The organism is Algoriphagus marinus (genome assembly GCF_001936475.1).
In the GTDB taxonomy this organism is placed as follows: Bacteria; Bacteroidota; Bacteroidia; order Cytophagales; family Cyclobacteriaceae; genus Algoriphagus; species Algoriphagus marinus.
Genome location: NZ_MSPQ01000009.1, coordinates 84,599 through 98,683 on the forward strand (window position 1 = coordinate 84,599; position 14,085 = coordinate 98,683).

The 14,085-nt window shown below is 38.3% G+C and carries 8 protein-coding genes and 1 CRISPR repeat array; all 8 genes read right to left on the reverse strand.

Annotated features, from left to right (window positions below):
- Window positions 1–21 precede the first annotated feature (21 nt).
- Window positions 22–1,608: an AsmA family protein gene (locus BVC88_RS14985; RefSeq protein ID WP_075351525.1), complete on the reverse strand. Its 1,587-nt coding sequence runs from the start codon at window positions 1,606–1,608 to the stop codon at window positions 22–24.
- A gap of 343 nt (window positions 1,609–1,951) precedes the next feature.
- Window positions 1,952–3,337, reverse strand: coding sequence for a Gfo/Idh/MocA family protein (locus BVC88_RS14990; protein ID WP_075351526.1), 1,386 nt, complete (start codon window positions 3,335–3,337; stop codon window positions 1,952–1,954).
- Between the two features lie 94 nt (window positions 3,338–3,431).
- Window positions 3,432–5,450: a CRISPR direct-repeat array (repeat unit 46 nt; unit sequence GTTGTGAATTGCTTTCAAAATGTATCTTTCCAGTGGAAATCACAGC).
- Between the two features lie 146 nt (window positions 5,451–5,596).
- Window positions 5,597–5,902 carry a CRISPR-associated endonuclease Cas2 gene (gene cas2 / locus BVC88_RS14995; protein ID WP_245803655.1) on the reverse strand — a complete coding sequence of 102 codons (306 nt, stop codon included), beginning with the start codon at window positions 5,900–5,902 and terminating at the stop codon, window positions 5,597–5,599.
- Window positions 5,903–5,936: 34 nt separating this feature from the next.
- On the reverse strand, window positions 5,937–6,830 hold the full coding sequence (cas1, locus tag BVC88_RS15000) for a type II CRISPR-associated endonuclease Cas1 (RefSeq protein WP_075351528.1): 894 nt from the start codon (window positions 6,828–6,830) through the stop codon (window positions 5,937–5,939).
- An 11-nt stretch (window positions 6,831–6,841) separates the two neighbouring features.
- Entirely contained in the window at window positions 6,842–11,143 is a 4,302-nt protein-coding gene (gene cas9 / locus BVC88_RS15005; protein WP_075351529.1) for a type II CRISPR RNA-guided endonuclease Cas9, read from the reverse strand.
- Between the two features lie 340 nt (window positions 11,144–11,483).
- Window positions 11,484–11,693 (reverse strand): YgaP family membrane protein, encoded by a 210-nt coding sequence (locus BVC88_RS15010; RefSeq protein ID WP_075351530.1) that lies wholly within the window; start codon window positions 11,691–11,693, stop codon window positions 11,484–11,486.
- Window positions 11,694–11,825: 132 nt separating this feature from the next.
- On the reverse strand, window positions 11,826–12,866 hold the full coding sequence (locus BVC88_RS15015) for a glycoside hydrolase family 113 (RefSeq protein ID WP_075351531.1): 1,041 nt from the start codon (window positions 12,864–12,866) through the stop codon (window positions 11,826–11,828).
- Window positions 12,863–14,080: a bifunctional alpha/beta hydrolase/OsmC family protein gene (locus tag BVC88_RS15020; protein WP_075351532.1), complete on the reverse strand. Its 1,218-nt coding sequence runs from the start codon at window positions 14,078–14,080 to the stop codon at window positions 12,863–12,865. The genes BVC88_RS15015 and BVC88_RS15020 overlap by 4 nt, the downstream gene beginning before the upstream one ends.
- Between the last annotated feature and the right edge of the window lie 5 nt (window positions 14,081–14,085).

Genomic DNA, 14,085 nt, shown 5'->3' on the forward strand with positions numbered 1-14,085 from the left:
TCCAATTTCTGGAAAGTTTTATTATTTATCCAAAAACAACTGTGCTACCTCTCCCGGCACAATTTGAATCAGTCCGTCCTTTGTACTTAGCCAGACCAAATTCAAAGGTCCACGATAAATATTACGCTTGCTACGATAAGTAGCTGTTTTATAGTTAGGGTCGGAAGCTAAATTATTTTTAGAAGTAAAAATATTTGCAAGCGAACTCTTTAACTTATTGACAGATTTCCCCTCATCGAGAATCTTCAGTTTCAAATTTTCATATTGAAAATTCAGTTGATTCGAAGAAGTATATCTGCTGGCTTCCATTTGAAGCTGCAAACTCAAAAGTTCACCTGTCTCTACTCGGACATTTGCCATCTGCTCCAAGACCTTGTTGATTTCAGATAATTCAAACTTCTTAATTCCGGCTTGAAGGCTAAAAGAATTTTTTCCATAAGGCACTTGAATCCCCAAATCAATTTCGGCCACTCCATGAAAAAGCGCATTTGCAGTTATTTTCATTTCCGAATCGCCTTGCAAAGAATCTGTAGAGATAACATTTAGAATTTCAGCGCTTAGATTTTCGAAACTCAAAATACCAGGCGTTGATTTACCGGGTAAAAACTCTCGATAAACTAGCTTAGAATCTAAAATACGAATCGTATCCAATTCGATTGGAAAAGGAATTTTCTCAACCAAGCCTTCAAAAAGTGGCTTCTCAGGCTCCTCCGGTCTGGGTTTATTTTTATCCCTATAATCATCCAAACTCAACCCACGGAACTCCGCTAATCCTGCCGCTATTTGCCAATCTCCAGATATATTATTCTTAGCATTGAGATAGGTCAATGAAAGTGTCTGTATTGTCAACTCAATCACATCTTGCTGGTAAACCAATGAATTGGCTGTTTCTTCCCAATTATCATATTCTAAGCTGATATCCTTTATTAAAATTGATTCTGTTTTTGAATCAAATCTGAGTTCACCCAATTTAAATTTCTGATTTACATCAGTAATTACATTAAGATTTTTTAAGCTCATTTGAATTGACTCCAATTGGAATGGAACAGGATTCTGAACGATCACCGAATCAGAGACGATACCATTTGCGGAAATATTCAAATCAGTAAACTGGGCAAAGCGAATAAGACTGTCTTGCTCCACAAAAAATTCCGCAGTGCCGTTGACTAATTCAAAATTCTGAATTAATCCTCTTGAAATAATATCCTTAAAAACATCCTGAAGTGCTTTTGAATTGTCTTCAGGACGTCCCTGAATGTCTTTTCTAGTCAATTTAAACCCAGGGTCAACCAGTTCTAATCTGTAAATAGAAAGCCTACGATTAAAAATCAAATCCAAAAAATCGACCCCTGAAAGCTCAATACTTTGGAGTGAACCACTGACTTTTATAGCCTCCGAATCCTTAAGCGATACAAGACGTATCCTTTTGAGACTAGCTTTCCTTCGGAAAAGACTGATTGAAATATCCTCAAAAAGAATATCATAGGCCCGATCAGGATTGGTATTGATCGCTTCTGAGATCCTCTTCTCAAAATAAGCCTCTAAACCAAACGAAGCCACTAACAGCAAAGCCGTTGCAATCAAAAAGCCAATCAGTATCTTTTTCATTCTTTGGAAAATTACCGGAAATCTTCGGATAACTAAGCAAGAAAAGGAACCCGGGCAGTAATAATGATTTTTCTCAGTTGTTCTCCATTTCAAAAAATCCTCTCAAGACTTCCAGAATAAGGATTTGAATGGATTACCGGGAAAGAAGTAAGAAATGATGACCCCATCGATCAAGACCAAAAGGAAAACCAATCGCCTGCTTTTTTTAACGATTCGAATTATTTTCAACTCCTTGGCAACGCTGATGATTAGGAATCCAAAGCAGATCATTATGCCATTTGGGTAACTTTGGATTTGATCAAGCGCAGGAAAGATTCCGAAAACTAAATCTATTAATCGTCCTTTATCTTAAAGTAATCGGAACTGGCTTATTTGTTTTCCAATTTCCTGCGGTGAAGTCCGGGACATCAATCGAATTCGAACGATTCATCACAGACCATTCACTAAGTGGAGAGATGCAGCTCCATAGTGCAGCATCATAGACATCCTGATCAAGTGGCAATCCATTTCGAAGGCAATCGATCAGACGCCAATCCATCATAAAGTCCATTCCTCCATGACCCCCAACTTGCTTGGCTAGCTCACCCACTTTCTGAACAATCTCGGGAGTATATTTTTTTGTCAGTTCCGCCATTTCTTCCTCTTTCATCCAAACATGTCCTTTAGATACTTTTTGCTCAGGATATTTCTGTGCATAACCTTCTGTGCCACTGACCACATGAAGCCGGGAATAAGGTCTCGGAGAAGTCACATCATGTTGAATCATAATGGATTTGCCCTGCTTGGTCTTCACGACGGTAGTATTCATATTGCCTCGATAGTTTTTTGAGGCGAATTCTGCCCAGAACATATCCTCTTTTGCCAACTTTTCAGCTTCTTTCTTCATCTGAAAATCATTTGAAGAAAGTGAAGTCAGGTAATCCATCTGATCTCCTCGGTTGATATTTAGAATCTGGCAGACCGGACCTAGTCCATGTGTAGGGTAAAGGTTTCCATTTCGATAGTTTTCTCGAAGTCTCCACATATCTTGATAACCAGTATCCTTATCGAAGTTTAGCCAAAGTAAATCGTGAATATAGGCACCTTCTACATGTACCACCTCTCCAAAAAATCCCTCGCGGGCCATTTTCAAAGTCATTAATTCGAAAAAATCATAGCAACAGTTTTCCAACTGCATGCAATGCTTCTTAGTGCGCTCGGAAGTCTCTACCAATTGCCAGCACTCATCAAGCGTGCGGGCAGCAGGCACCTCAGTTGCTGCATGCTTTCCAGCTTCCATGGCATAGACTGCCATAGGAGTATGCCACTCCCAAGGGGTGGCAATATAGATCAGATCCAGATCTGTGCGATCACACATTTCCTTCCAGGAATAGACATTTCCAGAGTAGCCTTCAGGCTGGTGTGAAGTACCTTTCAACTGCTCCTTGGCTTTTTCCACTCGCTCTGGTAATAAATCACAAAGTGCTTTAATCTCTACTCCTTCGATTTTACTCAATCGATCTACTGCACCCGGACCACGCATCCCCAAACCAACGATTCCAACCCGGACAGTCTCCAGCTTGGGAGCCGCAAAACCAGACATATTAAAGGATTGAACTCGATTAAGTCCCTTCGCTGCTTCGGTAGGAAGTTTATTCAGATCCATCCCGAAGGCTGATCCTGCTCCAAATAATCCCAGCCCCATCAGGCCAGTTGATTTCAAAAATTCGCGTCGCTTATTATTGTCCATGGTTTTTGTATTGGGTTCTTATGGCTAATTAAAAAAAAATAAAGGAAGATAGATAGCGAAATATAAAAAGATAGTGGACCTTCTACAAGAATCAACTTTTGGATGCTTTCAAAATGTATCTTTCCAGTGGAAATCACAGCCATGCAAGGGAACGCCCGTGCTTAATAATGGTTGTGAATTGCTTTCAAAATGTATCTTTCCAGTGGAAATCACAGCATGCTTCAGGCTGGATTACCAATCAACCGCGTTGTGAATTGCTTTCAAAATGTATCTTTCCAGTGGAAATCACAGCCCTTTGGTGGGATTTCCGACTTTGGTGAAGGTTGTGAATTGCTTTCAAAATGTATCTTTCCAGTGGAAATCACAGCCTTCAATATAAGGCCCTAAAATGCTTTGCGTTGTGAATTGCTTTCAAAATGTATCTTTCCAGTGGAAATCACAGCATCGAAAATTGGGTCTTTTCACCTGGTACTGTTGTGAATTGCTTTCAAAATGTATCTTTCCAGTGGAAATCACAGCCCCATTTTGAGATCGAGATCGAGGGTCTGGTTGTGAATTGCTTTCAAAATGTATCTTTCCAGTGGAAATCACAGCATGTAGGTAATGCAGCAACTAACCTTGCGCGTTGTGAATTGCTTTCAAAATGTATCTTTCCAGTGGAAATCACAGCAGCACTTTGACAAGCTCAACCTGCTCAATAGTTGTGAATTGCTTTCAAAATGTATCTTTCCAGTGGAAATCACAGCCTTGAGGCCGGAATCAATTTAAAGGAAGTTGTTGTGAATTGCTTTCAAAATGTATCTTTCCAGTGGAAATCACAGCGAAATTTTGGAATCCATACCGGTAACAATGGTTGTGAATTGCTTTCAAAATGTATCTTTCCAGTGGAAATCACAGCCCGGAATAAATCCAGCAATTGACAGCGCCCGTTGTGAATTGCTTTCAAAATGTATCTTTCCAGTGGAAATCACAGCAGATAGTCTGGAAGGTCTGGCAGTACGATGGTTGTGAATTGCTTTCAAAATGTATCTTTCCAGTGGAAATCACAGCGAATGGATACTGATATGCTGTTATGCTCTCGTTGTGAATTGCTTTCAAAATGTATCTTTCCAGTGGAAATCACAGCTTTAGTTCGTCACAAATTATAAACCCCCGCGTTGTGAATTGCTTTCAAAATGTATCTTTCCAGTGGAAATCACAGCAGAGGCTGGGTTGCACCATCAATCACGTGGGTTGTGAATTGCTTTCAAAATGTATCTTTCCAGTGGAAATCACAGCTTCGGGCAGTCGCTGTATCGCCTCCATCCCGTTGTGAATTGCTTTCAAAATGTATCTTTCCAGTGGAAATCACAGCCTGGATATTGATTTCAAAAAAGATCATCCTGTTGTGAATTGCTTTCAAAATGTATCTTTCCAGTGGAAATCACAGCACGGCGTGCACCTCGAGCAATCCTTCATAGGTTGTGAATTGCTTTCAAAATGTATCTTTCCAGTGGAAATCACAGCTAGATCCAGGATCAGCCAAATCAGCGATTGGTTGTGAATTGCTTTCAAAATGTATCTTTCCAGTGGAAATCACAGCCTATAGCCAAGAATTTATTTGAGCCTGATAGTTGTGAATTGCTTTCAAAATGTATCTTTCCAGTGGAAATCACAGCAATAGTGCCGAAATCAAAGAGGGAGGGTAGTTGTGAATTGCTTTCAAAATGTATCTTTCCAGTGGAAATCACAGCTCTTGAATACCAGGGCAAAACCAGCTACTAGTTGTGAATTGCTTTCAAAATGTATCTTTCCAGTGGAAATCACAGCCCTCTATCGCAACAGCTCCGTGAGCTTCGAGTTGTGAATTGCTTTCAAAATGTATCTTTCCAGTGGAAATCACAGCATCCTGGACAAGCGCAAGAAGCTCCAGGAGGTTGTGAATTGCTTTCAAAATGTATCTTTCCAGTGGAAATCACAGCGAGGATTCTTACCCCTTCTGGGAGGATCTCGTTGTGAATTGCTTTCAAAATGTATCTTTCCAGTGGAAATCACAGCGAGGATTCTTACCCCTTCTGGGAGGATCTCGTTGTGAATTGCTTTCAAAATGTATCTTTCCAGTGGAAATCACAGCATACCCCACGATAAGTGGCTGGTATGCTGTTTTTTATGCTCTTTTTAGGAAAATAAAAATTGGATCTTTTGGTGAGCAGTATCTGTGCTAACCCGGCATTTACTTTTCCAATTCACCGAGGCGGATTGGAAAAGTTTACAGAGAATCTAAAAAAGTTCTAACTGCTGAACAGGTTGTTCTTTCTCTGCAATAGTTTTCCCATGAAATAATTCCATCATCCCAAACTGTCGATCTGTAATCTGCATAATACCCACCTTCCCCTTTGGTGGGAGATTTATTTTTACTCTTCGGGTGTGTACTTCTGCATTTTCCCGACTTGCACAGAATCGCATATATATGGAGAATTGAAACATCGCAAACCCATCATCCAACAATTTCTTTCGGAAAGAAGAAGCGATTTTCCGATCTCTTTTCGTCTCGGTGGGTAGATCAAAAAATACTAAGACCCACAAACTGCGGTATTGGTTAAGCCTTGAATAATAATTCTCATGCATATTCTGGATAAATAATCTTTCGACTGATCCCTGCAAAACATTCAAAAAGTGAATTGCTCGTTCGACTGGCAGCTACCATCAATGGGCTTTTCTGTCCATCGATCAAGACATCCAATGCTGGAATTGTCAGCAATTCTCTTTTAAGCTCTACAGTCAATTCGTCATAGCAATCTTCTGTCTCTACTATGTGCGAAACCACCAAATCCACATAGGGACGATAGGGCTCCATAATATCATCTGCAAGGCAATAGGCATTGTATTTATTGTGATGCCAAATCCCCACATTTGGAAGCATACCCGATGAAACGAGCGCCCTGGCTATAATAGCCCGCAGAATAGCATAACCATAATTCAACAAATTATTAGGTGGAATGCCTGATTGACCTCTATTGAAATCCGGAATATCAAATAAGCTCTGCCAATAAATAGCTGCTGCCTGAGCCTCGTAATTGCTAGTATCTCCAGAATTCACATTTTTTCCCAGATACTCCATTCGCTTACTTGGTTTCCCTTTTTCCTTTAGTAACCTATGTTGATTTTCAATTTTAGCTGTTACAGTTTGTTGCCAAAGATTCTTTTTAAGTGGCAGGCTAGCATTCAATTGATATCCAACTCGTTCCATTTGTTCAGTATGTCCATGCATGGGCAGTAAAAGCCCATCAGGAAGATGCTGAGCATTGCAGGTGACTACTGCTACCTTTCTATCAGTTAGTTTGCAGAGCAGCCCATTTGTAATTGTAATTTGCTGATGCTCCAGCACAAGCATTCCAATATCTTCAATAGGTACAATCCGGTCTGGCTTATCATCTGGGAATGAAATTAAAATCTGCTCATTTTTTGTACTCAGGTAAGCTGGGTTACCGAAAAAAAGTGTTCGTTTGATCATCGGTACTTAATCTAATATTCACCCACTTTTACAACTTCTCCTAAATGATCTAAACGCACCTTAACTATTTTCTCTAGAGCTTTAGTTGAATAAATATCAAAGTACGTAATACCTTTTAATTCTTTTTTTACATCCACGTTAGTTTCTAAATGATGTCTAAACCAAAAACCAGATTTTGATAAATCCCCAAACTTCTGAACTCTAAATAAATTTGGATTTACTAATTTCCTATTCTTAGGATCTTTTAGGTCAATTTCATTTGGATCAAAGCCGGTTATATTATTGGGGAATACGAAGTATTCATTTTGCTTTAGGGTAAATAAAAATTGCCAACTTAAATTTTGATTAAAAGCCTTATCAACAATAGGCAGACCTTGTTTCACTCTTTCCACCGCTTCGAAGAATGAAACCACTCGCTCTTGGAGATTCCCTTCTTGATCTTTGTAAATAGCGACATGGTGATTATTTCCAGTGCTTACAAAGTCTACGGGAATATGATTTCCATCTTTATCCAAGATTTTATTCCCAAAATGATCCTTTTTAAAATGCAGTGCTTCTGTGTTGGAAACTCCGCTAATTGTTACCCTTCTTATTGAAATACCTTTATCCTTATTAAGCCAAATTGGATTTTTATCTAAATCAGAAAAAGCTTTTTTTGCATCAGCCCCAAATTCCCTTAATCTTCTAAGTAGAATTCTCTTTGTCCCGATATCTATTACCTTTTCTATTAATTTTTCGTCTTTAAAGTTTTCAGGGGTAATATCTTTACGCATAGAAAAATCTTCTTCAAGCCAGACTAATTTCACTTTTTCAGGAAGTATTTCTGTTTTTTCAGTATTAATATAGATAGGCTTTTTGCTTGGTGAATTCTTCCCACTAAATGCTTTCAATGAATCGTTCCCGTTTTCGGAAAGTCTTTGTAGAAGAGCTTGCTTGTGTGTTGGGTTGGAGACTCTTCCAATTATCTCCAAATCAAACTTTGCCCCAACTTTTTCCACTTTGCTAGTGTAATATTGATACTTCCCATAAACTGTTTCTTTATGCAATTGCCCCCTAGGTGTGAGTTCAACTTTAACTTTTTCTCCTTTGGCTGTTTTTGTTCTATTCTTGTTTTTGGTAACAACCTTATTTTTAGCCTTATGGGACACTAGTACACTTTCTAGATGTACTTTTGCTTGTTCTCTGAAATTTGGAATTGGCAAATTGAATATTCGTTTTTTATTCCCCCTGTCATCAATTGATATGTGTGTTTCCTTCGACTCAATCCCAATAATATTTTTATGCAGTTTTTTGGATTCATTCTTTCGGGCATTGAGGTTATTCAAATATTGAATATGGTTGTGTTTTGTAAAGGCAACTGTCAAAGCATCCATTGCGTGATGCCGATGATCATTTCTTTTACTCCAATCCTTGATACGTTCTTTGAAAGTTCCATCTTTCTTCTCCACCATCTCAGTCAACCCAAGCTTTTTGAACTTTTCAAAATTCAATTCTTGCATAATATTAATCAAGCCCCAATCCTCTCGAAGTTTATTAGTTACGCTACCTGTGGTAGAAAGTACAGATCGGGATATTTCATAGAGCATATTCTTTGCTTTTTTAGCGATATACTGACTATCCCGCAAATCGCGTTCAATAAACCCATCACCAATTTCAGTCTCCTTTTTAAGTAATTTTTGGTATTTAGCTCTACTAATACCTTCATCTTTATTTCTTTTATTCAAATCAAAAAGACTTGATATTCTGGATTCAAAATCTTCAAGACCTTTTTCTCCAAATTTGCTTTCCAAGTAGTCGGAAGCTGTTTTATTCCCTTTATCAAGATTATCCTTTCGAAACACAACTGTCTTATTAGAAAAGCTATCGTCGAATAATTTTGATTGAGGAATAATGTGTTCAATATCAATTTGTTTACTAAATAGTATTTCCCTTGGAATGTAGGTATCTGTATATAAGTCCTTATACCCATTGCTCTTTAACTCCTCATACAAGCGATATCTGATGATGTCATTTCGACTAGGGTTTTTTACTCCGAATTCATTTTGTAAGATTTTGAATATTTTATCATGATTGGTTTTTGCCGCATTGATGTTCGAAGTCATCTCGGCGCGCTCTTTAGCATTTTTCTTCAAGTCGCGAGCAAGCTCAATCCGTATTTCGTCGAATTTGAAATACTCAACAATATTTCCATTTTCATCCCTTTTGCTATTCTTCTCGATCAATGCATTTACTACGTTGACCATCTGATTTAGGATTTTTTCAACTACAGGGTTACGAAGGCTATTCTTTTTAAGTATTTCTAGTTTATCCTTAAGAGGACGATTAGTAATCTCTTCTTTTGTCAATGATGATGCAGAATGCCGGTATCCTGCTAATTCACAAGCAGTACTATAATCATTCTCTTGGATGAAAGGATATATCTTTCGAATAGCTTTACTACTCAAGTTCCCGTAATCATCAGACAAAGACACATTTGCCAATACTTGGCTGTGCGCTCTTTTAAATCCGAATTTCTTTTCCAACAACTCGTATAACTTTTCATTTCCACTAGCCGATTCATCTCCCTCATAAGAATACAGAAGATGCCAAAGTTGATAAGACAGTTGCTGTTCAAATGCTTTACCATCTAGCTCAGGATCAAAGTCCAAGATTGCTGTATCGATTTTTAAGGTATCGAAAATCTGTTTGATCATATTTTTAATCTCAGATGCATCGATCTGTATATCATCCAATTCAATTTCGTCTTTATTAGATTTTACATCCAATAAATCCTTGACATCATATCCTTCGATATCGAGTATTTTCAGATAGGCTTCATACAAAGCTTTATTAGTTCGATTACCTTCCAAAACCGAATAATTAATTTCCCAATCTTGATCTTTGTATCCTAATAATTCAAGTACAGTCTTTGCCGACAAATTGCCCTTTATATTCAATTCATCGAATAGATGCTTTTTTGATTCTAAATCGAATTCAAATATTTCCTTGGCTTCTTCAAATAAACTGCCTTGTTGTTCATTTTTTGTTTTTCGCTTTTTACTCCCCTTTTTCTTGATTAGAACATTCTGAAGCACCTGCCAAACCTTAAATTCTTGAAACAATGGCGAAGATTTTGGTGCTACTTTCAGCCCAATTGTTTTCTTTTTACCAGTTTCTATTTCAATTTCTTTACTTTCAAACTCACAGAAACTAACTAATCCTTTCTGCGACTTCAGCTTTCGCTGATAAAAAATTACAATGTCTCGAATTTCTATTTTAAGCTCATCTGTTAATTCTGGATGATGTTTTTTTTGTTCGTTCCATATTACTTCAAATTCATCCAAATAATCTTGACGGTAAAAAACCTGATTTTTTAACTGCTTATGAGGGTTTTTTAGCAATTGTTTGAACAAATATTGTCCAACAGTCTCTTTTTTGAAATAAAGCTCTTTGCTTCTATCTGAAATTGCACCTAGATATCCGCTAGAATTATTTAGGTTGTTATTGATCTCTGTGATTACATAAGCCACTTCCTCTTTTTCTAATTGTTGAGAAACAGCTTCACTTCGCCACTTATAGGCTCGAAGTTTCTTGTCTTCTCTAGTTCCTTTATTTTCAGCCGTGTTAAACTGGTATTTAACCCAAAAAATTGCAGAAGTAGCCCTCTGCCCTTTTCCTTCCAATTCTTTCTTAAATTCGTCGGTTAAAATCTCTGGATAATATTTCCTCTGGAAAGCCCAAACCTTATCCAATTCTTCTTGCAAATCTGAACGATAAAAATCCGGGATGTGCTTTTTGCTTTCTTGAAGCATCTTATACGCAAATTGACCGGGTGAAAGCTTTTCCTCATAAAGTCTTTTAGCCACTTCCATTCCATCAATCGCTTGCCCCTCGTCTTCATTTTTAGCTTTACGACTGCTTTTGTAGCCTCTCTTTTTATTGATCGCCAAAAGTACTCTTGCCAAATCATCCTTTTCAATTCTCTCTGTAGCAGATTGAGCTCTCAATCTCCAAGTAGAATGGGTGGTGCTTTTACCATCCTCCGCGAGTTTTGTTTCTCTTGTAATGATATTGGCTTTGAATAAAGCATGAATCAGATTAGCTCTTCTATCTTGGTATCGATCCAAATTCCTTCTAGCTCCGCGTTTCAGTGTGCGATCCGCATTTATTGTAATTGGCTTACCTTTTTCGAAATTCGTTTGCTCATCCGTTGATAGCGGATTTACTCTAACTCCTATTTGCTTTATTGATGATTTTAAAGAGTCATCGCTTTCAATCACATGAGCGAAGCCAATTGAAGTGGTGCCTAGGTCGAGTCCAAGAATATTTTTCATATTATTTTAAAAATTAAAGTTTAACCTTACATTAGAGAACATTTTAAAAGCAATTCACAATAAGGATTATTCCGTTGTGAAAACATTAAGCGCCTCGCCTTTCTGCGGGGCATTTTTTTTTGCTCAAACAATAGTCACTAAAATATTAATAGAATTTTATATTCAAAGCAGATTTGAACTAATTTTTTTATAAACTTTTAAAGTTTTCTGACATTTGATGTCATTCAAGTAAAAAATCATGGCAAAACCCATTTTAAAGTCCTTTAGCAGATAAAATTTAGCACAAAAAAAAACCGAAGGATTTTTCCTTCGGCTTGTTATTTTATTAAACTATGGACTGCTAAACCTCTCGGACCTTGCAGGTTTTTACACCTATCAATGAATAAAGTGGGCAATAGCCCAAAATTGTTGTTAATGTAAAAATTGCAGCAACAACTAACCCTATTAAGCCTAATGTTCCAGAAATTACTCCTGAAAAATACATTACCACTAAAACTGCTGCCACTACCAATCTGATTGTCCGGTCAGCATTTCCCATATTTTTTCTCATGACTTTTTGGTTTGGAGAATGATCAATTCACTTTTAATAATGAATAAACTTATAAATAATCAGACCATGATCTTATGATAAAAGTCAGTTAAATAATTGATTTTAAATTATCTAAATAAATTCTCTACCAAATCAATCTGCTAAAAAATATTCTGCCATCACCGCTTCTGCCGCTTTTCCTTGAGGGGTAAAATCTGGATTTCTACCATGTGCTTCAGGATACCACTTCCAGAAAAATACGCCTGCCATCCAGGATTTTTTCCAGGCTGTTTCAAAAAATGCCTTGTAGCAAAGGGCTTGGATTTCTTCCGAAAGCTGGATTTCCTTTCGCTCATTTGGCCAAACCCAAGGCTCAATCGCTGCATCCACTGTATTGCAATAGCCAATCTCTGTGAAGAATACTGGCTTTTTAAACTTCCTTACCACTTTTTCGATCCTTGGAATATGATTCTCCCAAGACTTGGTAAGTTCACTTAAACTTGGGTTATGCGACTTGGCAAGGGGAAAATAGGCTTGAATCCCAATGTAATCCAGTTCATCCCAAAATTTGATTTGTTCAAACTCCGTGAAATTTGCAGCATAAACCAACTTACCTGAATAGATCTTTCGGACCTGAGCAATCACTTTTCGCCAATCACTTTCCCGATGGGAAGTCTTCTCCAACTCTGTACCGATACATAGCATCGGAAACCCTTGGGCCTCGGCAAGAATAGCATAATCCAAGATGAATCCACGGTAATTTTCAAACCAAAGTGACCAATCTTCCTCAGTCTTCATTTCAATCTCTCCCGGCCAACTGCCCCGCACCCAAAGATGTGGCTTGAGAATGTTCATCATACCCAAGGCAGAAGAGGAATCCAAGGTAGCCTTTAAGCCATTGGAGGATTCACCCCACCACATTTTTTCATTGACAGTTTGCCATTTGATCTCAGGGGAATTTACAGCACTCTGCCAACCGAAAGGAGTTTGGGAAATTGCATCAGCTCCAGTAGCTTTCAATGCTTTCAGTTCAGGACCTTCAAGCGGTGATCGAGTCCCTACCCAACAGACTCCTTTCCATTTTTCTGTTGCAATTAGAAGTTCATTTTCAGGAATAAAAACCCAAGAAAAAAACAGCAGCAACACCAAGCCCACGGAGCTGAATAAATAAGTGTTGATTCTTGGAGTTTTCATTTGGCAAGCATGGTTCGAATTTTAATTTCTTCCTGTAAGGTACGATGAACTGGGCATCGATTGGAAATTTCCAATAATTTCTGCCGCTGATCCTCATCCAAATCACCTTCCAGTTCGATGATGCGGGTAAACTGACTGACTTTTGCTCCGGGATCTTCAGAAGCTTTGCTATCATCCAAATGTACCTTATCATGATTTAAGTAGACTTGCACTTGTTTTAAAGGCCAGTCCTTTCGTTCTGAATACATTTTCAAAGTCATGGCAGTACAGCTTCCCAGCGATGCCATCAATAAATCATAGGGGGTAGGTCCGAGATTGGCTCCACCGACTTCAGTGGGTTCATCAGCAAGGAGATGATGATGGGGAGTTTTGATCTCAGTAGTGTAGCCATCGCCGGCTAATCGGATTAGGACTTGATTTCCTTTCAGATCATTCAGCTTAGAATTTTCTGAAATCGCTACATAGCGAATGCTCCAGGAAGAAATTACTTCTCCGATATATTGACTATCGGCAGCATTGGAAAGCAAATGGTCTGCTCCATCCAAGGAAATAAAGCTTTTGGGATGGAATGCAGCTCCGTAAATTTCAGCTGCATTTTCAATCCCCACAATTTGATCTTGGGGAGAATGAAAAATTAAAATAGACTTTCTAAGATTTTTAAGGAAACTAGTGATAGGTCTTTGCTCAAGATCGTCTATAAATGATTTATTGATTCGAAAGGAGCGGCCGCCAATATTCACTTTTGCAGACCCATTTTCCTCCACTTCCTTGAGACCATCTTCAAACAAATGCTTGACATGAGCAGGAAAAGCCGGTGCTGCAATGGTCACCACTGCCTGAACTGAGTCGAGTAGATCTGCCACATATAATACTGCAGCTCCTCCAAGCGAATGTCCTACCAGCATCTTTGGAGCTTCAAAGTTTTCCTCCAAAAAAGCAGCAGCATCACTTAAATCCGAAATATTAGCGCTGAACGTACTATCCTGAAAATCACCCTCACTCCTTCCCAATCCAGTAAAATCAAAACTTAATACAGCTATTCCATGCTGTGATAGTGAGGTGCAAATTTGAGTAACCGCCGAAAAATTCTTGGTACAAGTGAAACAGTGCGCAAAAAGCGCGTAAAATTTGGGAGCCTTATCCAAGGGCAAATACAGATTTGCTGCAAGCCTAAGCCCTTTTTTATTCTCAAATTTTAAGGGTTTCGGATTCATTTCGC

Bases quoted from the DNA above. Each gene is read 5' to 3' on its own strand.
- BVC88_RS15010 (WP_075351530.1), bottom strand. From the start codon at position 11,693: ATGAGAAAAAATATGGGAAATGCTGACCGGACAATCAGATTGGTAGTG.
- BVC88_RS15015 (WP_075351531.1), bottom strand. From the start codon at position 12,866: ATGAAAACTCCAAGAATCAACACTTATTTATTCAGCTCCGTGGGCTTG.
- BVC88_RS15020 (WP_075351532.1), bottom strand. From the start codon at position 14,080: ATGAATCCGAAACCCTTAAAATTTGAGAATAAAAAAGGGCTTAGGCTT.
- BVC88_RS14985 (WP_075351525.1), bottom strand. From the start codon at position 1,608: ATGAAAAAGATACTGATTGGCTTTTTGATTGCAACGGCTTTGCTGTTA.
- BVC88_RS14990 (WP_075351526.1), bottom strand. From the start codon at position 3,337: ATGGACAATAATAAGCGACGCGAATTTTTGAAATCAACTGGCCTGATG.
- cas9 (WP_075351529.1), bottom strand. From the start codon at position 11,143: ATGAAAAATATTCTTGGACTCGACCTAGGCACCACTTCAATTGGCTTC.
- cas1 (WP_075351528.1), bottom strand. From the start codon at position 6,830: ATGATCAAACGAACACTTTTTTTCGGTAACCCAGCTTACCTGAGTACA.